At 60.0% G+C, this 21,611-nt stretch carries 18 protein-coding genes; 13 read left to right on the top strand and 5 right to left on the bottom strand.

The window, feature by feature from the left end:
• Positions 1-50: 50 nt before the first annotated feature.
• Together ACIQV9_RS07975 and aspA are read right to left on the bottom strand one after the other, a co-directional pair.
• Positions 51-1,502 (bottom strand): alanine/glycine:cation symporter family protein, encoded by a 1,452-nt coding sequence (locus ACIQV9_RS07975; RefSeq protein WP_403099905.1) that lies wholly within the window; start codon positions 1,500-1,502, stop codon positions 51-53.
• 496 nt (positions 1,503-1,998) lie between these two features.
• Positions 1,999-3,423 carry an aspartate ammonia-lyase gene (gene aspA, locus ACIQV9_RS07970; protein ID WP_201115628.1) on the bottom strand — a complete coding sequence of 475 codons (1,425 nt, stop codon included), beginning with the start codon at positions 3,421-3,423 and terminating at the stop codon, positions 1,999-2,001.
• A 180-nt stretch (positions 3,424-3,603) separates the two neighbouring features.
• Between aspA and ACIQV9_RS07965 the strand changes: the two genes are divergently transcribed.
• The 5 genes from ACIQV9_RS07965 (at position 3,604) to ACIQV9_RS07945 (ending at position 7,413) form a co-directional block, all read left to right on the top strand.
• On the top strand, positions 3,604-4,521 hold the full coding sequence (locus ACIQV9_RS07965) for a LysR substrate-binding domain-containing protein (RefSeq protein ID WP_403099902.1): 918 nt from the start codon (positions 3,604-3,606) through the stop codon (positions 4,519-4,521).
• A gap of 329 nt (positions 4,522-4,850) precedes the next feature.
• Positions 4,851-5,342, top strand: coding sequence for a 5-(carboxyamino)imidazole ribonucleotide mutase (gene purE, locus ACIQV9_RS07960; RefSeq protein ID WP_008150032.1), 492 nt, complete (start codon positions 4,851-4,853; stop codon positions 5,340-5,342).
• 11 nt (positions 5,343-5,353) lie between these two features.
• Positions 5,354-6,436, top strand: a complete 1,083-nt coding sequence (locus tag ACIQV9_RS07955; protein WP_403099900.1) for a 5-(carboxyamino)imidazole ribonucleotide synthase — start codon at positions 5,354-5,356, stop codon at positions 6,434-6,436.
• Positions 6,437-6,543: 107 nt separating this feature from the next.
• Entirely contained in the window at positions 6,544-6,789 is a 246-nt protein-coding gene (locus ACIQV9_RS07950) for a GlsB/YeaQ/YmgE family stress response membrane protein (RefSeq protein ID WP_131058957.1), read from the top strand.
• Positions 6,790-6,876: 87 nt separating this feature from the next.
• Positions 6,877-7,413 (top strand): DUF3299 domain-containing protein, encoded by a 537-nt coding sequence (locus tag ACIQV9_RS07945; RefSeq protein ID WP_403099898.1) that lies wholly within the window; start codon positions 6,877-6,879, stop codon positions 7,411-7,413.
• A gap of 118 nt (positions 7,414-7,531) precedes the next feature.
• Here ACIQV9_RS07945 and ACIQV9_RS07940 read toward each other — a convergent pair whose 3' ends face one another.
• Together ACIQV9_RS07940 and ACIQV9_RS07935 are read right to left on the bottom strand one after the other, a co-directional pair.
• Positions 7,532-8,431, bottom strand: a complete 900-nt coding sequence (locus tag ACIQV9_RS07940; RefSeq protein ID WP_403099896.1) for a D-hexose-6-phosphate mutarotase — start codon at positions 8,429-8,431, stop codon at positions 7,532-7,534.
• 57 nt (positions 8,432-8,488) lie between these two features.
• Entirely contained in the window at positions 8,489-8,893 is a 405-nt protein-coding gene (locus ACIQV9_RS07935) for an acyl-CoA thioesterase (RefSeq protein WP_007896491.1), read from the bottom strand.
• A 382-nt stretch (positions 8,894-9,275) separates the two neighbouring features.
• Here ACIQV9_RS07935 and ACIQV9_RS07930 point away from each other — a divergent pair, with 382 nt between their 5' ends.
• The 8 genes from ACIQV9_RS07930 (at position 9,276) to ACIQV9_RS07895 (ending at position 20,008) form a co-directional block, all read left to right on the top strand.
• Positions 9,276-10,574 carry an MFS transporter gene (locus tag ACIQV9_RS07930; RefSeq protein WP_403099894.1) on the top strand — a complete coding sequence of 433 codons (1,299 nt, stop codon included), beginning with the start codon at positions 9,276-9,278 and terminating at the stop codon, positions 10,572-10,574.
• Positions 10,575-10,807: 233 nt separating this feature from the next.
• On the top strand, positions 10,808-11,806 hold the full coding sequence (locus ACIQV9_RS07925; protein WP_403099892.1) for a phosphate ABC transporter substrate-binding protein PstS: 999 nt from the start codon (positions 10,808-10,810) through the stop codon (positions 11,804-11,806).
• Between the two features lie 487 nt (positions 11,807-12,293).
• The gene (locus tag ACIQV9_RS07920) at positions 12,294-14,327 is read left to right on the top strand and encodes an ABC transporter permease subunit (protein WP_403100025.1); all 2,034 of its coding nucleotides are present in this window, start codon (positions 12,294-12,296) and stop codon (positions 14,325-14,327) included.
• A 15-nt stretch (positions 14,328-14,342) separates the two neighbouring features.
• On the top strand, positions 14,343-16,013 hold the full coding sequence (gene pstA / locus ACIQV9_RS07915; protein WP_403099890.1) for a phosphate ABC transporter permease PstA: 1,671 nt from the start codon (positions 14,343-14,345) through the stop codon (positions 16,011-16,013).
• A gap of 158 nt (positions 16,014-16,171) precedes the next feature.
• A complete protein-coding gene (gene pstB, locus ACIQV9_RS07910) occupies positions 16,172-17,005 on the top strand; it encodes a phosphate ABC transporter ATP-binding protein PstB (RefSeq protein ID WP_403099889.1) in 834 nt (277 codons plus the stop codon).
• Positions 17,006-17,076: 71 nt separating this feature from the next.
• Positions 17,077-17,838: a phosphate signaling complex protein PhoU gene (phoU, locus tag ACIQV9_RS07905; protein WP_008150055.1), complete on the top strand. Its 762-nt coding sequence runs from the start codon at positions 17,077-17,079 to the stop codon at positions 17,836-17,838.
• 167 nt (positions 17,839-18,005) lie between these two features.
• Entirely contained in the window at positions 18,006-18,911 is a 906-nt protein-coding gene (locus ACIQV9_RS07900) for a response regulator (protein WP_403099887.1), read from the top strand.
• 200 nt (positions 18,912-19,111) lie between these two features.
• Positions 19,112-20,008: a peptidoglycan DD-metalloendopeptidase family protein gene (locus tag ACIQV9_RS07895; protein WP_403099885.1), complete on the top strand. Its 897-nt coding sequence runs from the start codon at positions 19,112-19,114 to the stop codon at positions 20,006-20,008.
• A gap of 187 nt (positions 20,009-20,195) precedes the next feature.
• Here the strand turns inward: ACIQV9_RS07895 and ACIQV9_RS07890 are convergent, their stop codons facing one another.
• Complete coding sequence (locus ACIQV9_RS07890) at positions 20,196-21,536, bottom strand: hemolysin family protein (RefSeq protein WP_403099884.1); 1,341 nt, start codon at positions 21,534-21,536, stop codon at positions 20,196-20,198.
• Positions 21,537-21,611: the final 75 nt, after the last annotated feature.

Here is a 21,611-nt window from a genome sequence, read left to right as displayed (position 1 = left end):
GTTGTGCACTTTAACTGACGGGCACAGAGGATGCGTCCGTCGTTTACCCATCAGCGTTGCGCTGCGGGTACGCCTTGCAGCTCGGCTTCTGCCTTTGGAGCAGCGGCCGGCGGATTGGCTGGCCAGGCGTTCAAGTCCAGGTCCAGATCCGGGAACTTGCTCGAATCGAACACCGGGGTCTTGATACCGGCAGCACGCTGGTCATCGTAGTCACGCAGGATGCGCATGCCGACCTTGAACAGCAGGAACAGCGCGATCAGGTTCACGAACGCAAGCAGGGTCATGGTGATGTCGGCGAACGCGAACACCGTACCCAGGTTCTCGATTGCACCCCAGAAGATCAACACCAGCACCAGCGCGCGGTAGCCGATCAGCGCCTTGCGGTTTTCACCGATCAGGAAGCGCAGGTTGCTCTCGCCCAGGTAGTAGTTGTAGAGGATCGAGGTGAACACGAACAACGACAGGGCCACGGAGATGAAACTGCGGCCCCAGTCACCGACCACGGCGGCCAGGGAGTTCTGGGTCAGGGCAATGCCGTCGCCTTCGAAGCCCGGGGTGTAGAAGCCCGAGAGCAGGATCAGCAATGCGGTGCAGGTGCAGATCACGAAGGTGTCGAGGAACACGCTGAACGCCTGAACCACGCCTTGTGCCACCGGGTGCTCGACCGAAGCCACGGCGGCCACGTTCGGCGCACTGCCCAGGCCCGCTTCGTTGGCGAACACGCCACGCTTCACGCCCATGACGATGGCGCTGCCGATCAGGCCGCCGAAGGCTTGATCCAGACCGAAAGCGCTTTTGACGATGGTCATCAGCATGGCTGGAACGTGGTCGAATTGCAGCACGATCACGTAAATGGTCACGCCGATGTACACCAGGGTTTTGACCGGCACCAGCAGGTCAGCGACCTTGGCGATACGCTTGATCCCGCCGATGAACACCATACCCAGCAACACCGCCAGGGCCAGGCCCGTGTAGGTGGTGTCGAGGCCGAACGCGTTGTTCAGCGAGTGAGTTACGGCGTGGGCTTGCAGGCCGTTGAAGGCGAAGCCAAAGGTCACCAGCAGCAGGAACGCCATGACCATACCCAACCAGCGCTTCTGCAGGCCGTGCTGGATGTAGTAGGACGGGCCGCCACGGTAGGTGCCGTCGGCATCCGTGCGTTTATAGAGCTGACCAAGGGAGCATTCGAAGAAGCTGCTGGACATGCCAACCAGTGCGGTCACCCACATCCAGAACACCGCACCTGGCCCACCGAGGGTCACGGCGATGCCGACACCGGCGATGTTGCCCGCGCCGACACGGCCGGCGAGGCTGAGCATCAAGGCCTGGAACGAACTGAGTTGCCCGGCGCTGCTTTTCAGGCTGTCGCGGAACACCCCGAACATGTGGAAGAAGTGGCGCAATTGAACGAAACGCGAGCGGATCGTGAAGTAGCTACCGAGCCCGACAATGAGCACGATCAGTACTTTCCCTGAGAGGAAGTCGTTAATGACTTCGAGCATGGATTATTCCTCGCTGTTTTTTGTGTAGGCAAATGTTGGGCAGGTCGAAACATCGCGTTACACCGGTGTGCACGTGGCACAACAGTGAGGCGAGTGTTCGTCCCGGGCCCATATCGCAGGTTTGTTATTAGTTCGGGTTTCGCATGGGTTTGGGCCTCGTTACCGACGACCGCTCACGCGAAGAGGGGCGGCACTATACCTAGGAGAGTGCCGTCCGTCTGCACGGTTGTGGTGCAAGCGACGAAACGAAGCCTTGAAACACCTGACATTTTTGCGCCAGGTCTTTGTAGGAGTGAGCCTGCTCGCGATGAACGATAACGCGGTGCAACTGAAATACCGCGGTGCCTGCATCGCGAGCAGGCTCACTCCTACAGAAGACAGTTTTCCTTTCAGAAGTTAAAAAAAAGGGCTTGGGGAATAAATCCCCAAGCCCTCAAAAGGTGAGAGGTGTCTAGTCCCTCGACCTGGTGAGCGGTGCTACAAGTAACGCGTCGGATCAGGCTTTAAGCGGCACCAGACGCGGAGCAATCATGTTTTCCGGGCGCAGGATGTCGGCGAGCATTTCGTCGTCGAGCAAGCCTTCTTCGCGCACCAGCTCCAGCACGCCGCGGCCGCTTTCAAGGGCGATACGAGCGATGCGGGTGGCGTTTTCATAGCCGATGTACGGGTTCAGCGCGGTGACCAGGCCGATCGAGTGCTCGACCAGTTCACGGCAGCGCTCTTCGTTGGCGGTGATGCCGACGATGCAGTGCTCGCGCAGCATGTCCATGGCGCGTTGCAGCAGGCGGATCGAGTCGAAGATCTTGAAGGCGATCAGCGGCTCCATCACGTTCAGTTGCAACTGGCCGCCTTCGGCTGCGATGGTCAGGGCCAGGTCGTTGCCGATGATCTGGAACGCTACCTGGTTGACCGCTTCCGGGATAACCGGGTTGACCTTGCCGGGCATGATCGAGCTGCCTGGCTGACGCGCCGGCAGGTTGATTTCGTTGATGCCGGTGCGTGGGCCGCTGGACAGCAGACGCAAGTCGTTGCAGATCTTCGACAGTTTGACCGCGGTACGCTTGAGCATGCCGGAGAACAGTACGAAGGCGCCCATGTCGGACGTGGCTTCGATCAGGTCGGCGGCCGGAACCAGCGGTTGACCGCTGATCAGTGCCAGGCGCTGAACAGCCAGGTGCTGGTAACGCGGGTCGGCGTTGATGCCGGTACCGATCGCAGTACCACCCAGGTTCACTTCGGTCAGCAGTTCAGGTGCCAGTGTTTTCAGACGCGCCAGGTCTTCGCCCAGGGTCGTGGCGAAGGCACGGAATTCCTGGCCCAGGGTCATCGGCACGGCGTCTTGCAGTTGGGTACGGCCCATCTTCAGGACGTGGCTGAATTCAACACCCTTGGCAGCAAACGACTGGATCAGGCTGTCGAGGCTGGCCAGCAGCGCATCGTGACCGAGCAGCAGACCCAGGCGGATCGCAGTCGGGTAGGCGTCGTTGGTCGACTGCGCCATGTTCACGTCGTTGTTCGGGTGCAGGTATTGGTATTCGCCCTTCTGGTGACCCATGGCCTCCAGCGCGATGTTGGCGATGACTTCGTTGGCATTCATGTTGGTTGAAGTGCCAGCGCCGCCTTGAATCATGTCCACCACGAACTCTTCGTGGAAATCGCCGCGGATCAAACGTGCACAGGCTTCGCTGATGGCAGCGTGCTTGGCTTCGCTCAGGTGACCCAGCTCGCGGTTGGCGTCAGCGGCGGCCTGTTTGACCATCGCCAGACCGACGACCAGCTTCGGGTAATGCGAAATCGGAACGCCGGAGAGACGGAAGTTGTTCACCGCTCGCAGGGTCTGGATGCCGTAATACGCTTGCGCAGGTACTTCGAGTACGCCAAGCAGGTCTTTTTCTGTGCGGAAAGATGCAGCGGAGGACATGATAGAAATCATCTCGATAGGGACCCGGTCTGTGCCGGAACGCTGCAAATGCTAGGCTTGTGGAGAATTTTCGGCCAATGCTGTTAAACACTAGCCTATGCACATTCGGCATAATGCCCATGTGACGCCGCGAGTGCGGCGAGCGTGTGACCTAAATTGGTGCGTGTCCGGGAGGACGTGATGAATCTGGAAAGTAAATGGCTCGAGGACTTCAGCGCCTTGGCCGCCACCCGCAGCTTCTCCCAGGCTGCGGAGCGCCGCTTCGTGACGCAACCCGCGTTCAGCCGCCGAATCCGCAGCCTGGAAGCCGCGCTGGGGCTGACGCTGGTCAATCGCTCGCGCACGCCTGTCGAACTGACGGCGGCGGGGCAGTTGTTCCTGGTGACCGCACGGACTGTGGTCGAACAGCTTGGCGAAGTGTTGCGCCACCTTCATCACCTGGAAGGCGGGCAGGGCGAAGTGATGCAAGTGGCTGCCGCTCACTCATTGGCCTTGGGTTTCTTTCCGCGCTGGATCGCGCAGTTGCGTAATGAAGGCCTGAACATTGCCACACGGTTGGTGGCGACTAACGTCGGCGACGCGGTGCATGCGCTGCGCGAAGGCGGTTGTGACTTGATGCTCGCGTTCTATGACCCGGACGCGGCCTTGCAAATGGACCCGGAAATCTTCCCGTCGCTGCACCTCGGCCACACCGAGATGCTGCCGGTGTGCGCCGCGGATGCGGAAGGCAAACCGTTGTTCGACCTGGAAGGCGAAGGCAGTGTGCCGCTGCTGGCCTACAGCGCCGGTGCATTTCTCGGGCGTTCGGTCAATATGCTGCTGCGTCAGCGTGCGCTGCGCTTCACCACCATCTATGAGACCGCCATGGCTGACAGCCTGAAAAGCATGGCGCTGGAGGGATTGGGGATTGCCTGGGTGCCGCAACTGAGTGTGCGCGCCGAACTGGCTCGCGGTGAACTGGTCGTCTGCGGCGGCCCGCAATGGCATGTGCCGCTGGAGATTCGTCTGTATCGCTGTGCACTGGTGCGCAAGGCGAATGTGCGCTTGTTGTGGCGCAAGCTGGAAGGCGGCGCTGCCCAAGGCACTACCGGTTCTTGAACACAATGAAAAACCCTGTGGGAGCGGGCTTGCCCGCGATAGCGGTGTATCAGTCACCATCAATGTTTGCTGTTCCGACGTCATCGCAGGCAAGCCAGCTCCCACAGAGATTCCCGTTGTATTTGACTGACTCTTAAGTCAATAAAACCGGCACTTTGCGCCGTATGACAGATGGTCGTTTCAGGGGCTGTTTATCTGCTTCATTGAGGTATACTGCGCGGCCTTCGGCCGGTTTGACTGGCCATAATTCGTACAATCAAGCCACGCATTTTGCGTGGCTTGTTGTTTTTTGACGCGCCTGCGGGCGCCCAGAGAGAAGAGGCACGACGATGAGTGCACTGGTTGGCGTGATCATGGGCTCCAAGTCCGATTGGTCCACCCTTAGCCACACCGCCGATATGCTGGAAAAGCTCGGCATTCCTTACGAGGTGAAAGTGGTCTCTGCCCACCGCACCCCGGACCTGCTGTTCCAGTACGCCGAGGAAGCTGAGGCGCGTGGGATCGAGGTGATCATCGCCGGTGCCGGTGGCGCAGCCCACTTGCCTGGCATGTGTGCGGCCAAGACCCACCTGCCAGTGCTGGGTGTTCCGGTGCAGTCGTCGATGCTCTCGGGCGTCGATTCGCTGCTCTCGATCGTGCAGATGCCAGCGGGCATTCCGGTTGCCACCCTGGCCATCGGCAAGGCTGGCGCGATCAACGCAGCGCTGCTCTCGGCCAGCATCCTCGGCGCCAAGCACCCGCAGTTTCACGCGGTGCTGAAAAAATTCCGTGCTGAGCAGACAGACAGCGTCCTGGAAAATCCAGACCCACGCATCGCCTGAGGTTGTTGACGATGAAAATCGGTGTAATCGGTGGCGGCCAGTTGGGTCGCATGTTGGCGTTGGCGGGCACCCCGCTGGGCATGAACTTCGCTTTTCTGGACCCGGCACCGGATGCTTGCGCAGCCGCGTTGGGCGAACACCTGCGGGCCGATTACGGCGATCAGGATCACCTGCGTCAGCTGGCCGATGAAGTCGATCTGGTGACTTTCGAGTTCGAAAGCGTCCCGGCCGAAACCGTGGCCTTCCTGTCGCAATTCGTCCCGGTCTACCCAAGCGCCGAAGCCCTGCGCATCGCCCGTGATCGCTGGTTCGAGAAGAGCATGTTCAAGGACCTGGGGATTCCCACCCCGGCGTTCGCCGACATTCAATCGCAAGCCGACCTGGATGCTGCCGTGGCTTCCATCGGTCTGCCGGCCGTGCTGAAAACCCGCACTTTGGGTTACGACGGCAAAGGCCAGAAGGTCCTGCGCAAGCCTGAAGACGTGGTCGGTACGTTCGCCGAACTGGGTAGCGTGGCCTGCCTGCTGGAAGGTTTCGTGCCGTTTACCGGTGAAGTCTCGTTGATCGCCGTGCGCGCTCGCGATGGCGAAACCAAGTTCTATCCGCTGGTTCACAACACCCACGACAGCGGCATTCTCAAACTGTCCGTGGCCAGCACCGACCACCCGCTGCAAGCGCTGGCCGAAGACTACTCCAGCCGTGTGCTCAAGCAGCTGAACTACGTTGGCGTGATGGCGTTCGAGTTCTTTGAAGTCGACGGTGGCCTCAAGGCCAACGAAATCGCTCCGCGGGTGCACAACTCGGGTCACTGGACCACTGAAGGCGCCGAGTGCAGTCAGTTCGAAAACCACCTGCGGGCCGTTGCCGGTCTGCCGCTGGGTTCGACGGCCAAGGTCGGCGAGAGCGCAATGCTCAACTTCATCGGTAAAGTGCCGGAGACTGAGAAGGTCCTGGCCATCGCCGATTGCCATCTGCACCACTATGGCAAGGCGTTCAAGGTCGGCCGCAAGGTCGGTCATGCCAACCTGCGCTGCGCTGACAAGGCCACACTGGAGCAGCAGATCCTCAAGGTCGAAGCGCTCATCGCCGAATAGTTTCATGTGGCAGCGGCGGAACCATTCAGGGCCCGCCGTTCTCTCATGGCAGGATGCCAAAGTCTGTCTAGGCTTTGGGCATTGCCATTCAATCAGAGGGAAATGCCATGGGAATTATCGGAACCATCTTTATCGGCTTGATCGTCGGCCTGCTGGCGCGGTTCCTGAAACCGGGCGATGACAGCATGGGCTGGATCATGACCATCCTGCTCGGTATCGGCGGTTCGCTGGCGGCCACTTACGGCGGCCAGGCTCTGGGCATCTATCGCGCGGGCGAAGGTGCAGGCTTCATCGGTGCACTGGTCGGCGCGGTGGTGTTGCTGGTGATCTACGGCTTGATCAGAAAGAACTGATTCAAGCGACAAAGTCCTCTCTGCGGCGCGCGCGGGGAGGGCTAGAATGCTCGGCGTCAAACAGTCCTTTTCTTACCGAGCACCTCCATGCGCCGTCTTTTTTTGACTCTCCTCCTTTTGGGCAGCGGTTTGGCCCATGCCGGCGAACTGCCGGAAACCGACTGGCTCGAACTGATGCCCAAGTCGGACCAGAAAGCCCTCGAGGCGATGCCCGAAATCGACCACAACTCCCCGGAAGGCGATGGCACCTTTACTGAAAAAGGTGGCATGAAGCAAAGCAAGGGCTTGCCGGCGGTGATGTATTCGACCAAAACCGTGCCGTCGATGAACGACAAGATCATCCGCATCGGTGGTTACCCGGTGCCGCTGGAGTCCGACGCCAAGGGCCGCAGCACGTTGTTCTTCCTCGTGCCGTACCCGGGCGCCTGCATCCACGTGCCGCCACCGCCACCCAATCAGTTGGTGCTGGTGCGTTATCCGAAGGGATTGAAGCTGGATGACATCTACACACCGCTGTGGGTGACGGGCACGCTGAAGGTCGAGAAGGTCAACAATGATCTTGCCGACGCGGCGTATGCGCTGGATGCGGCGAAGGTGCGGGTGGTGCAGGAGTCGGATCTGTAGGTGATCAAAATGTAGGAGTGAGCCTGCTCGCGATGGCGGTGTAACAGTCAACATTGATGTTGGATGTTATGGCCTCATCGCGAGCAGGCTCACTCCTACAGGTGTTTTGGGGTGTTGCTTAGAGAGGTTTACTGGCGATGCTCACGCCCAAGGTATGACTGGCACCCGGCGCCAATGTCACCACATCATCCATCACATTCGCCGTCTCGATGCACAGCATCTTCTGCCAGCCATCGTCGGCCATATCGTTGAACGCCGCAGCGCGTTCGATCCACGGGTTCCAGATCACCGCCGTGCGCGAACCACTACTGGTCAGCTCGATGCGCCGTTCCCAGGCCGGGTCGACAATGCCCAGCTTCGCCGGGGCGTTGAGGTAGATGCGGTCGGTCTCGCCGGTAAAACGCAGTTCACCGCTCTGAGTCTTGGTTTTCCAGTCCTCCAGCGTCTCGATGTAGCTCAAGCCATCCACCCCTTCGACATGCACATTGCGCACATCACTGACGGCGAAGTAACTGTGCAGCGCCTGGCTGATGGTGACGGTATCGGTGCCCTGGTTGTGACTGGTCAGGCTGATGTGCAGTTGCTCATCCAGATGAATGCTCAGTTTCAGATCCACCTGATGCGGCCAGCCCGGAAAGCCACCTTCGGGGTAGGGCAGGATGAATTCCACCTTCAGGCTCTCACCCTCGGTTTCGATACCACCCAATTCCCAATCCATCGCCCGGACGAAACCGTGGGCGGTTGGCGGTTCGTTGCTGACGCGCATCGCCTGGACGCTTTGCGGGTTGCGCGGGAGATTGCCAAACCACGGCCAGCACACCGGCACGCCGGCGCGGATGCTCTTGCCGGTCTTGAACACGGCCTCGTCGTTCAGCCAGATCAGCGGCGGTTGGCCGGCCAATTGATAACTGAGGATGTGCGCGCCTTGCTGGGCGACCAGCAATTCGGCCTGACCGTGGCGGATGCGCCAGCAGTTCAGTTCATCCAGTTTCACGGCTTCAACGTTGGGCGTGCTCATGGGGCAACTCTCGATCAGGAACAATGACTGCAATGGACCGCAGAAAGGTCGCAGTGTTTAACGCGCGCGTGGAGGAACCGAACGAGTACGGCCGCTGCCATCGATCGCGACAAACACAAACACGGCTTCAGTCACTTTACGCCACTCGCTGGACAGGGGATCGTCGCTCCAGACTTCGACCATCATCTGAATCGAGCTGCGGCCGATTTCCAGTGCCTGGGTATAGAAGGAAAGCTGAGCGCCCACCGCCACCGGGACCAGGAACGCCATGCGATCAATCGCAACGGTCGCCACGCGTCCGCCAGCGACTTTGCTGGCCATTGCGGTGCCGGCCAAATCCATCTGTGCCACCAGCCAGCCGCCGAAAATATCGCCGAAGCCGTTGGTTTCACGCGGAAGCGCGGTGATTTGCAGGGCCAGGTCGCCTTGCGGAATTGGATCTTCTTGTTCGAGCTCTATCATGCCGGGGGTGCCTCTGACCCGTGACTCTTTATTGGTACTTCAGGTGAATAGCCGTCTCAAGGAAAAACGATTCAGCCCGAACATACTACGTTCGTCACGTTTTTCGTAAGGCGCCTAAAGGGAAACTCTGCGAAAGCGACTGAACCACGCAATTACCTTGCCTGACAGCCAGCGCGTTTTCGCACAGCAACCCCTTACAAATGCCGCAATGTAGCGAGTATATCGATCGGTAGACTCCGAGACGACCGTCCGGTTCTCATTTTGACCGTCAAATACGCACCTCTATGTGCTTTTTCGAACAATTTGCTATCGTGCCGGACCTGCCCAAGCCTCAGCCAGCGTTGTTGGGGTTGCAGATCCGACTATAAGAGAAGCCCTTGCCATGACCACAGCGCCCTCGAGCATCGCGCAGTCCACTCAATCCGCACGTCCGCTGACCCGCAGCGATTACAAGACTTTGTCGTTGTCTGCCCTGGGCGGTGCGCTGGAGTTTTACGACTTCATCATTTTCGTGTTCTTCGCCACGGTGGTCGGCAAGCTGTTCTTCCCGGCCGACATGCCCGAGTGGCTGCGCTTGATGCAGACCTTCGGGATCTTTGCCGCCGGCTACCTGGCGCGGCCACTGGGCGGCATCGTCATGGCGCACTTCGGCGATCTGCTGGGACGCAAGAAGATGTTCACCCTGAGCATTTTCATGATGGCGGTGCCGACCCTGATCATGGGCCTGCTACCGACTTACGCGCAGATCGGCATGTGGGCGCCGATCCTGTTGCTGCTGATGCGGGTGATTCAAGGCGCGGCGATTGGCGGTGAAGTGCCGGGCGCGTGGGTATTCGTTTCCGAACACGTGCCGCAGCGGCACATCGGCTACGCCTGCGGCACCCTGACCAGCGGTCTGACGGCTGGCATCCTCCTGGGCTCGCTGGTCGCCACCGCGATCAACAGCATTTACACCCCGCTGGAAGTGTCCGATTACGCCTGGCGGATTCCGTTCCTGCTGGGCGGCGTGTTCGGCCTGTTCTCGGTGTATCTGCGCCGCTGGTTGCACGAGACCCCTGTGTTCGCCGAGCTGCAACTGCGCAAGGCCCTGGCTGAAGAAGTGCCGCTGCGCGCCGTGTTGCGTGACCATCGCGGGGCAATCCTGATTTCCATGCTGCTGACCTGGCTGCTGTCCGCCGGCATCATCGTGGTCATTCTGATGACCCCGACCGTGCTGCAGACCGTCTACCACTTCTCGCCAACCACCGCGTTGCAGGCCAACAGCCTGGCGATTGTGTTCCTGAGTGTGGGCTGCGTGGCTTCCGGTGCCCTGGCTGACCGCTTCGGCGCTGGCCGAGTGTTTGTGTTTGGCAGCGCCGCGTTGTTGCTCAGTTCGTGGACCTTCTATCACAGCCTGTTCAATCACCCCGACTGGTTGTTCCCGATGTACGCCCTGACCGGTCTGCTGGTCGGGACTATTGGTGCGGTGCCATACGTGATGGTCAAAGCCTTCCCGGCGGTGGTGCGCTTTAGCGGGCTGTCGTTCTCCTACAACCTGGCCTATGCGATTTTCGGTGGTTTGACGCCGATGGTGGTGACGCTGCTACTGAAGGAAAGCCCGATGGGGCCTGCCTATTACGTAGCGATCATCTGCGGTGTCGGGATTCTGGTGGGTGCGTACCTCTGGAAGAAAGGCCGCTAAGTCAGTTACCGATCGTTCCCACGCTCTGCGTGGGAATGCATCCCGTGACGCTCCGCGTCACATCTCACAGCAGACGCAGAGCGCCCATGGCGGCATTCCCACGCAGAGCGTGGGAACGATTTGTCGCTACATGCTGGCCTTTCATCCAATTGTCATATTTCAGCCATAGAGTGTTCACACGGCCTGCTGATACTTGGCCCCGACTTAACACACCTATCTGCTAGGAGTAAGGCATGAAACTGAAGCGTTTGATGGCGGCAATGACTTTTGTCGCTGCTGGCGTTGCGACTGCCAACGCGGTTGCCGCTGTTGACCCTGCTATCCCGAGCTACACCAAGACCACTGGTGTGTCGGGCAACCTGTCCAGCGTCGGCTCCGATACTCTGGCCAACCTCATGACCCTGTGGGCTGAGAACTACAAAAAAGAATACCCGAACGTAAACATCCAGATTCAGGCTGCCGGTTCTTCTACCGCACCACCTGCGCTGACTGAAGGCACCGCTAACCTGGGCCCGATGAGTCGCAAAATGAAGGACAACGAACTGCAAGCCTTCGAAACCAAATACGGCTACAAGCCAACCGCTATCCCGGTCGCCGTGGATGCCCTGGCTGTGTTCGTGCACAAAGACAACCCGATCCAGCACATGACCATGGAGCAAGTCGACGCGATCTTCTCCTCGACTCGTCTGTGCGGCGCTAAAACCGACGTGAAAACCTGGGGTGATCTGGGCGTGACCGGCGATCTGGCCAACAAGCCGGTTCAACTGTTCGGTCGTAACTCGGTATCCGGCACCTATGGCTACTTCAAAGAAGAAGCCCTGTGCAAAGGCGACTACAAGCCAAACGTTAACGAACAACCTGGCTCGGCTTCGGTCGTGCAGTCGATCAGCTCCTCGCTGAACGGCGTCGGTTACTCGGGCATCGGCTACAAGACCGCTAGCGTGAAGACGGTGGCCCTGGCCAAGAAAGGCAGCACCGAGTTCGTTGAAGACACTGAAGAAAACGCCCTGAACGGCAAGTACCCGCTGTCGCGCTTCCTCTACGTTTACGTCAACAAAGCACCGAACAAGCCTCTGGCCCCGCTGGAAGCCGAGTTCGTGAAACTGATTCTGTCCAAGCAGGGTCAGGAAGTTGTAGTGAAAGACGGCTACATCCCACTGCCGGCCAAGGTTGCTGCAAAAGCACTGGCTGACCTGGGTCTGCAAGAAGGCGGCAACGTCGCAAAGAAGTAACACCCTGAGTCCGGGATGATTTCCGGACTCTGTAGGAGCGAGGCTTGCCCGCGAAAGCGGTGGTTCAGTCAGCATTGATGTTGAATGTAATGACGCCTTCGCGAGCAAGCTTCGCTCCTACAAATGCCGGTACGCCGGCCCCCAAATTTCCGGTCCACTGCCAGTTCCCGCTGGCGGCGGATTTGTTGCGTCACTGCATTGTCATCTTTCTGTCATACAGGATCGCTAGGGTGTGCGCATGACTGATCTGGCCAATTCCACCATGACTACAAATCCCCCCAAGCGAATTGACTTCAATACGCCTGAGCTGCAACGCAAGCGCCGCATCCGAGCGCTCAAAGATCGCCTGACCCGCTGGTACGTCCTCGTTGGCGGCCTCGCCGTTCTCGGAGCGATCACGCTGATCTTTTTCTTCCTCGCCTACGTCGTCGCGCCGCTGTTCCAGGGTGCCGACCTGACCGCCAAGGACGCCATCACGCCTGCCTGGATGCAAGACGCCGGCAAGCCGTTGATGATTTCCCTGGAAGAGCAGAACCAGGTCGCCATGCGGGTTTCCGACAAGGGGCAGGCGCTGTTCTTTGATATCGACAGTGGCGCCGAACTCAAGCGCGTCGATCTGCCGATCCCGGCAGGCAGCACGGTCACCTCCATCGGTGAAGACCAACCCGGTCACCCGTTGGTGGCGGTCGGCTTGTCCAACGGTCAGGCCCTGGTGTTCCGTCACACCTATAAAGTCAGCTACCCGGACGGCAAGAAAACCATCTCGCCAGCCGTCGAATACCCGTACGGCGAAACCCCGATTGCGCTGAACGAAGCGGGCGGTGCGCTGGAACACGTCAGCCTCAACGCCACCGACACCACCTTGATGCTGGTCGGCTCCTCCGGTGCGCAACTCAATGTTTTGTCGCTGACCAGCGAAGAAAACATGATGACCGGCGAAGTCACCAACGAGCAGAAGCGTATCGATCTGCCGCAGATGACCGAGCCGGTGAAGAACATCTTCGTCGATCCGCGTCAGCAATGGCTGTACGTGATCAACGGTCGTGCTCAGGCCGACGTGTTCAGCCTGCGCGACAAGAGCCTCAACGGTCGCTACAAGTTGTTGGAAAACGGTGAGACCGAAATCACCGCGGCCACCCAACTGGTAGGCGGCATCTCGCTGATCCTCGGCGACTCCAAAGGTGGTCTGGCCCAGTGGTTCATGGCTCGCGACCCGGACGGCGAACTGCGTCTGAAGCAGATTCGTACCTTCCAGATGGGCACCACGCCGATTGTTGAAATCAGCGCCGAAGAGCGTCGCAAAGGCTTCGTAGCCCTCGACGCGTCCGGCAAGCTCGGCGTGTTCCATAGCACCGCCCACCGCACCTTGCTGGTGGATCAGGTGGTCGACGGCCAAGGCATCTTCGGCCTGTCGCCAAGGGCCAACCGCCTGATCGTCGAAGCCGGCGGCAAGATTCAACCGCTGCTGCTCGACAACCCGCACCCGGAAGTGTCGTGGAGCGCGTTGTGGAGCAAAGTCTGGTACGAGAACTACGACGAGCCCAAATACGTCTGGCAATCGACCGCCGCCAACACCGACTTCGAACCCAAACTGAGCCTGTCGCCACTGACCTTCGGCACCCTGAAAGCCGCGTTCTACGCCATGCTGCTGGCCGCGCCACTCGCCGTCGCCGCTGCAATCTACACCGCTTACTTCATGGCCCCGGGCATGCGCCGCAAGGTCAAACCGGTGATCGAGCTGATGGAAGCAATGCCGACGGTGATCCTCGGTTTCTTCGCCGGCCTGTTCCTCGCGCCTTATGTGGAAGGGCATTTGCCGGGCATCTTCAGCCTGCTGATGCTGTTGCCGATTGGCATCCTGGTGGCCGGTTTCGTCTTCAGCCGCCTGCCTGAGTCCATCCGCCTGAAAGTGCCGGACGGCTGGGAAAGCGCGATCCTGATTCCGGTGATCCTGTTTGTGGGCTGGTTGTCGCTGTACATGAGCCCGTACATGGAAACCTGGTTCTTCGGCGGCGACATGCGCATGTGGATCTCCCACGACCTGGGCATCACCTACGACCAGCGCAACGCACTGGTGGTCGGTCTGGCCATGGGCTTCGCGGTGATCCCGAACATTTACTCCATCGCCGAAGACGCCGTGTTCAGCGTACCTCGCGGTTTGACCCTCGGCTCCCTGGCCCTCGGTGCCACGCCGTGGCAGACCATGACCCGTGTGGTGATCCTCACCGCCAGCCCGGGCATCTTCTCGGCATTGATGATCGGCATGGGCCGTGCGGTCGGTGAAACGATGATCGTGCTGATGGCCACCGGTAACACCCCGGTCATGGAAATGAACCTGTTCGAAGGTCTGCGCACCCTGGCCGCCAACGTTGCCGTGGAAATGCCCGAATCGGAAGTCGGCGGCAGCCACTACCGCGTGCTGTTCCTCTCGGCGCTGGTGCTGCTGTTGTTCACCTTCGTCATGAACACCCTCGCGGAACTGATTCGTCAGCGTCTGCGCAAGAAATACTCGTCGCTTTAAGAAAGGTAGAAGTCTGTGAAACAGAACTCCCTGAAAGGATGGTTCAAGAGCGGCGCCCCGGGCGTCTGGATCAGCGGTGGCGCGGTGTCCATCTCGGTCATCATGACCATTGGCTTGCTGGCGGTGATTGCCGTGCGCGGTCTGGGCCACTTCTGGCCGGCGGACCTGGTGCACGCCAGTTACGACGTGCCGGGCCAGGCCAACCACCTCGTCATCGGCGAAGTGGTGCAGAAAGAACAAGTACCCCGCGAGCGCCTGAAAAGCGCCGGCCTGCCGGTGCCCGACCAGGGCCCGGAGTTCATGACCCGCGAGCTGATCAAGGTCGGCAACCGTGACCTGAACGGCAACGACTTCACCTGGATCGTCGGCGAGTGGCTGACCAATCAGAAGACGCCACCCGAGCTGATGGCCGTCGAGCGTCGCGAGTGGGGCAACTTCTACGGCTACCTGGTCAACGTCAAGCAGGACGGCAAGGTCATTGCTGAAGGCGAAGCCGCATGGCCTGAGTTGCAGGCCCGCGTCGCTCGCGTCAACCAGCTCGCGGCCCAGCTCAAGACCCTGGAAAAGGTCGACATCGGCGCAATCAACGCCGGTCTGGAACGTGTGCGTCTGCACGGTCGCAAACTGGAACTGGCCGGCCAGCTCGACGCCGCCGCGCAAGCGGACATGGAGTCCGAGCGCGCCGAGCTCAATGCCCGTTATCAGGACATCGAAGCCCGACTGAACGACCTGCACGCCCAGTTCAACCGCGACAGCCTGACGGCCCGCGATGCGAACGGCAAAGAGATCGAGATCGGCATCGGCAAAGTGGTCCACGCCTATCAGCCGAACGCCATGGGCACCTTCACCAAGATCGGCTTCTACATCAGCAAGGTCTGGGAATTCCTCAGCGATGACCCTCGTGAAGCGAACACCGAGGGCGGGATCTTCCCGGCCATTTTCGGCACCGTCATGATGACGCTGATCATGGCGATGATCGTGACGCCGTTCGGTGTGTTGGCCGCGGTCTACCTGCGTGAATACGCCAAGCAGAACGCGTTGACCCGGATTATCCGTATCGCGGTGAACAACCTTGCAGGCGTTCCGGCCATCGTTTACGGCGTGTTCGGCCTGGGCTTCTTCGTCTATGTACTCGGTGGTTCCGTTGACCGGTTGTTCTTCCCTGAAGCGTTGCCGGCACCAACCTTTGGTACTCCGGGTCTGCTCTGGGCGTCCCTGACCCTGGCGCTGCTGGCAGTGCCGGTGGTGATCGTGGCTACCGAAGAAGGCCTGGCGCGGATTCCTCGCACCGTGCGTGAAGGCTCGTTGGCCCTCGGCGCAACCAAGGCTGAAACCTTGTGGAAGATCGTGCTGCCGATGGCCAGCCCGGCGATGATGACCGGCATGATCCTCGCCGTGGCACGCGCCGCCGGTGAAGTGGCGCCGCTGATGCTGGTGGGTGTGGTGAAACTGGCACCGTCGCTGCCGCTGGACGGCAACTACCCGTACCTTCACCTGGACCAGAAGATCATGCACTTGGGCTTCCACATCTATGACGTTGGTTTCCAGAGCCCGAACGTAGAAGCTGCGCGACCGCTGGTGTACGCCACGGCGCTGCTGCTGGTGCTGGTGATCGCGACGCTCAACCTGTCGGCCGTCTATATCCGTAACCATCTGCGCGAAAAATACAAAGCGCTGGATAGCTAATCAACGCCGCTCCCTGTAGGAGCCAGGCTAGCCGGCGAAGGCGATCTCAAGGACGCCTTCGCGGGCAAGCCTCGCTCCTACAGAACGGCAACACCGCTGGCCCATTCTGTGAGGCCAGCGGATAACCGAACCGAATTTGTCAGCACAGGGAGCCTCCCATGCAGCACGAAGCACATACCCACGGCATCAACATGTCTGCCCTGGGCCGCGACAAGCAGAGCCTGAACCTTGCGCAGGAAACCGTGGCCATCGAAGTACCGGGCCTGAACCTGTTCTACGGCGACAAACAAGCGCTGTACGACGTCAGCCTGAACATCCCGAAACAGCGCGTGACCGCCTTCATCGGTCCGTCCGGCTGTGGCAAGTCCACGCTGCTGCGGACCTTCAACCGCATGAACGATTTGGTCGATGGTTGCCGCGTAGAAGGTGAAATCAACCTGTACGGCCACAACATCTACCGTAAGGGCGAAGACGTGGCCGAACTGCGACGTCGCGTCGGCATGGTGTTCCAGAAGCCGAACCCGTTCCCGAAAACCATCTACGAAAACGTGGTTTACGGCCTGCGCATCCAGGGCATCAACAAAAAGCGCGTGCTCGACGAAGCGGTCGAGTGGGCATTGAAAGGCGCGGCGCTGTGGGACGAAGTCAAAGATCGCCTGCATGAATCGGCACTCGGCCTGTCCGGTGGTCAGCAGCAACGTCTGGTGATCGCTCGTACCATCGCCGTGGAACCGGAAGTGCTGCTGCTCGACGAACCGTGTTCGGCACTCGACCCGATCTCGACGCTGAAAGTCGAAGAGCTGATCTACGAACTGAAATCGAAGTTCACCATCGTCATCGTGACCCACAACATGCAACAGGCCGCGCGGGTTTCCGACTACACGGCGTTCATGTACATGGGCAAACTGGTGGAATTCGGCGACACCGACACTCTGTTCACCAATCCGGCGAAGAAGCAGACTGAAGACTACATCACCGGTCGTTACGGCTAGGAAGCTGTGGTTGCTCACTGAATTGACGCTGCGGTCCACCGCACCTAACCGGACGCTCCAAGGACGCCAACATGATTAGCAAAGAAGGCCTTACCCATCACATCTCCGCGCAGTTCAACGCCGAGCTCGAGGAAGTGCGCAGCCACCTCCTGGCCATGGGCGGTCTGGTGGAAAAGCAGGTCAACGACGCGGTGACCGCGCTGATCGAGGCCGACTCCGGCCTGGCCCAGCAGGTTCGCGAGATCGACGACCAGATCAACCAGATGGAACGCAACATCGACGAAGAATGCCTGCGCATTCTGGCCCGTCGTCAGCCGGCGGCGTCGGACTTGCGTTTGATCATCAGCATCTCCAAGTCGGTGATCGACCTTGAGCGCATCGGTGACGAAGCGACCAAGATCGCCCGCCGCGCCATTCAGTTGTGCGAAGAAGGCGAGGCCCCACGCGGTTACGTCGAGGTTCGCCACATCGGCGACCAGGTGCGCAACATGGTTCGCGATGCGCTGGACGCCTTTGCCCGCTTCGACGCCGACTTGGCGTTATCGGTGGCCCAGTACGACAAGATCATCGACCGTGAATACAAGACTGCCCTGCGTGAACTTGCCACCTACATGATGGAAGACCCGCGCTCTATCTCGCGGGTCTTGAGCATTATCTGGGTGCTGCGTTCGCTGGAGCGCATCGGCGACCACGCGCGCAACATCTCGGAACTGGTGATTTACCTGGTGCGCGGCACAGACGTGCGTCACCTGGGCCTCAAGCGCATGAAAGAAGAAGTTGAAGGCACAAGTGGCGAAACCGCTAATGTTCCGGGCAAAGCTGACGATAAGTAAGACTGCCCAAGAAAAACGCCCGGTCCTTTGGCCGGGCGTTTTTTTGTGTGGTTTTCGACTTCAAAAGCAGCACCCGCGAACGAAAAGTCCCGGCGTGACTGAAGGTTTTTGGCAATGTGCCATCAGCAAAACGGTATGCTTGCCGGGATTTTTTCGAGGGGTGATGGATGAGCAAGATCAGTGTGTTGGTGGTGGACGATGCGGCGTTCATTCGTGACCTGGTAAAGAAGTGCCTGCGTAACTACTTCCCGGGTATCCGGACCGAAGATGCCATCAACGGCAAAAAGGCTCAGGCCATGCTGGCCAAGGAAGCGTTCGACCTGGTGCTGTGCGACTGGGAAATGCCGGAAATGTCTGGCCTGGAACTGCTGACCTGGTGCCGCGAGCAGGACAACCTCAAGACCATGCCCTTCGTGATGGTGACCAGCCGTGGCGACAAGGAGAACGTGGTCCAGGCGATTCAGGCCGGCGTTTCCGGCTACGTCAGCAAGCCCTTCACCAACGAACAACTGTTGACCAAGGTCAAGCAAGCGCTGAACAAGGTCGGCAAGCTCGACGCCTTGATGAACGGTGCACCGACCAAAATGAACTCGGCCTTCGGCAACGATTCCCTGAGCGCGTTGACCGGCGGCAAGGCAGCCGTGATCGCAGCTCCCGCACCGGCGGCAGCCCCTTCGCGCGGTTTGCTCAACAGCCCACCGGTCAAGGCACCGGTCGCTGCTTCCGCTCCTGCCAGCGGGCGGGGTCAAGGCCAGTTGCGTTTGCCAAGCGGCATTCAGCAATGCGTGATCAAGGCCTTGAGCATCAAGGAAGCGCTGCTGGTGGTGAAGCGCACCGACACATTGCCGCAAGTGCTCGACAGCGCCGTGCTCGACCTGGAGCAGGGCGACAACGCCGAAGTCGCGCGCCTCAATGGCTACCTGCACGCCATCGTCGCGTTTGAACCGAAACCCGACAGCGACTGGTTGCAACTGACTTTCCGCTTTGTGGATCAGGACGCGCAGAAACTCGACTACATCTCCCGCCTGATTGCTCGTGGTACGGCGCAGAAGCACTTCGTTCCAGGCGCGTAACGTGTACCGCTGATCGTTCCCACGCTCTGCGTGGGAATGCCTCCCCGGACGCTCCGCGTCCGCTTCGGTGGGACGCAGAGCGTCCCTTGCTGCATTCCCACGCAGAGCGTGGGAACGATCATTTGAAACATCTGCCGACTACCCGGGTCCATTGCAGCTGCTAGGCTCCTCCCCAGGCCTTACTCGACAGACTCTTGCCCATGCTCGCGCGCCTGCTGTTTTTCTGTGGTCTTTTCATGGCCTCCACTTCGGCTGTGGCCATGACGATCTACAAGTCCAAAGACGCCAATGGCGTGGTCTCCTACAGCGACCGCCCCACCAAAGGCTCCCAGGTGTTCGTTTTTCGTGATCGCATGGTCGAGCACCTTGAGCGCCAGGTGTACCTGGAGATCAAGAAGCAGAAGGGCGTGGACAACGTGTACGTGCGCAACGACCTGTATGCGCCGGTCGAGATCGAGTTGAGCTTTGCCGGTCTGAGCAATGTCAGCGGCGCACCGAGCCGACCGATCCGCCGGGTCATGCCGGCCCGCAGCAACATCCGTCTGGCGCTGCTCACGGCGACGAAGGCCGGAATTCCGCTGGCGTACACCCCAAGGTTCGAATATTCCCTGGGCGACCCTTCAGGGGCTGCCATGGCCTATCGGTATCCGCTGCCATGGCGTGGCGGGCCGTTTCGCTTGAGTCAGGGCGCCAACGGCCAATACAGCCATTTCGGCGCCAAGAACCGCTACGCCATGGACATTGCCATGCCCGAAGGCACGCCGATCATTGCGGCGCGTGGCGGGGTGGTGGTGAAAACCGAAAATGCCCAGACCGGGCGCGGCACCGATCCGTCGGGTAATTTCGTGCGGGTGCTGCACGATGACGGAACCATGGGCGTGTACCTGCACCTCAAGCAAGGTTCGGTGGGCGTTCGCGAGGGGCAACGGATAGCGGTGGGGAATGCGCTGGCCCTGTCGGGCAATACCGGCAACAGCAGTGGGCCGCACCTGCACTTCGTGGTGCAGCGCAATACCGGGTTGGGGCTGGTGTCGATTCCGTACCAGTTCAATCAACCGGTCGGGGCGTTGCCCAACTTTGCGTTGGGCAAGCAATGAAGGCTACGCAGATCACCTGTAAACAAGGGGATCTATCTGTGGCGAGGGGATTTATCTGTGGCGAGGGGATTTATCCCCGTTGGACGGCGAAGCCGTCCCAAAGCTTCCAGATAAAGCGGGGCCGCTTCGCGACCCAACGGGGATAAATCCCCTCGCCACAAAAGCCCCCTCGCCGCCGGTATTGCGTTTAATCCAGCATCAACACCTTGGCCAGAATGATCTTCGGCCCTTTCATCTTCTTGATGATGATCCGCAAGCCTTCGACTTCCAGCACTTCTTCCTCTTCCGGTACCCGTTTCAGGGTTTCGTAGACCAGTCCGGCGAGGGTTTCGGCTTCGATGTGGTCCAGGTCGATGCCCAGCAGGCGTTCAACCTTGAACAATGGCGTGTCGCCCCGTACCAGCAGCTTGCCCGGCTGGTAAGCGAGGATGCCGCGCTCAGCCTTGCGGTGTTCGTCCTGAATGTCGCCGACCAGCACCTCAAGCACGTCTTCCATGGTCAGGTAGCCGATGATGTTGCCATCGGCTTCTTCGACCACGGCGAAGTGCGAGCCACCCTTGCGGAACTGTTCCAGCAGCTGCGACAGCGGCATGTGCCGCGATACGCGCTCCAGCGGCCGGGTCAGTTCGGCCAGGTTGAACGACTCGGGGATGTGGTCCAGGGCCGCCAGTTCCAGCAGCAAGTCCTTGATGTGCAGCAGGCCGACGAACTCCTGGCTTTCGCTGTCGTACACCGGATAACGGCTGAACTTGTGGCGACGGAACATCGCCAGGATTTCCTTGAGCGGTGCGTTGAACTCCAGCGTCACCAGGTCTTCCCGGGAATTGGCCCAGTCGACCACTTCCAGCTCGCCCATTTCCACGGCGGAAGCCAAAACACGCATGCCTTGGTCGCTCGGGTCCTGACCACGGCTGGAGTGCAGGATCAGTTTCAGTTCTTCACGGCTGTAATGGTGCTCGTGATGCGGGCCGGGTTCACCCTGGCCGGCGATCCGCAGGATCGTGTTGGCGCTGGCGTTGAGCAGGTAAATCGCCGGGTACATGGCCCAGTAGAACAGATACAGCGGCACCGCGGTCCACAGCGACAGCAGCTCGGGTTTGCGAATGGCCCAGGATTTCGGGGCCAGCTCACCGACGACGATGTGCAGGTACGAAATGATAAAGAACGCCGTGAAGAACGACACGCCTTTGACCACTTCGGCGGACTCGACGCCAACGGCGCTCAGCACCGGTTCGAGGATGTGCGCGAACGCCGGTTCACCGACCCAGCCAAGGCCCAGGGAGGCGAGGGTGATACCCAATTGGCACGCCGAGAGGTACGCATCGAGCTGACTGTGAACGGTGCGCAGGATGTGTCCGCGCCAGCCGTTTTTTTCAGCGATGGCCTCGACCCGGGTCGAGCGCAATTTGACCATGGCAAATTCCGCCGCAACGAAAAAACCGTTGAGCAAAACCAGGATCAGAGCAAAAAGAATCATGCCGAAATCGGCGAAGAGTGTCGCGAGGGTCAAGCCAGGGGAAGGGTCCATGATGGAGTTTTGCGGGTTCCGTGTATTCGAATAGGGGGTTAATGCGGTGCCTGAAGGGCAGGCACAAGTCAGCCA

The sequence above is a fragment of the Pseudomonas sp. NPDC099000 genome, from assembly GCF_044759925.1.
GTDB lineage: Bacteria > Pseudomonadota > Gammaproteobacteria > Pseudomonadales > Pseudomonadaceae > Aquipseudomonas.
Note: the sequence above shows the minus strand (reverse complement) of the source record. Positions and strands in the feature narration are given on the sequence as shown.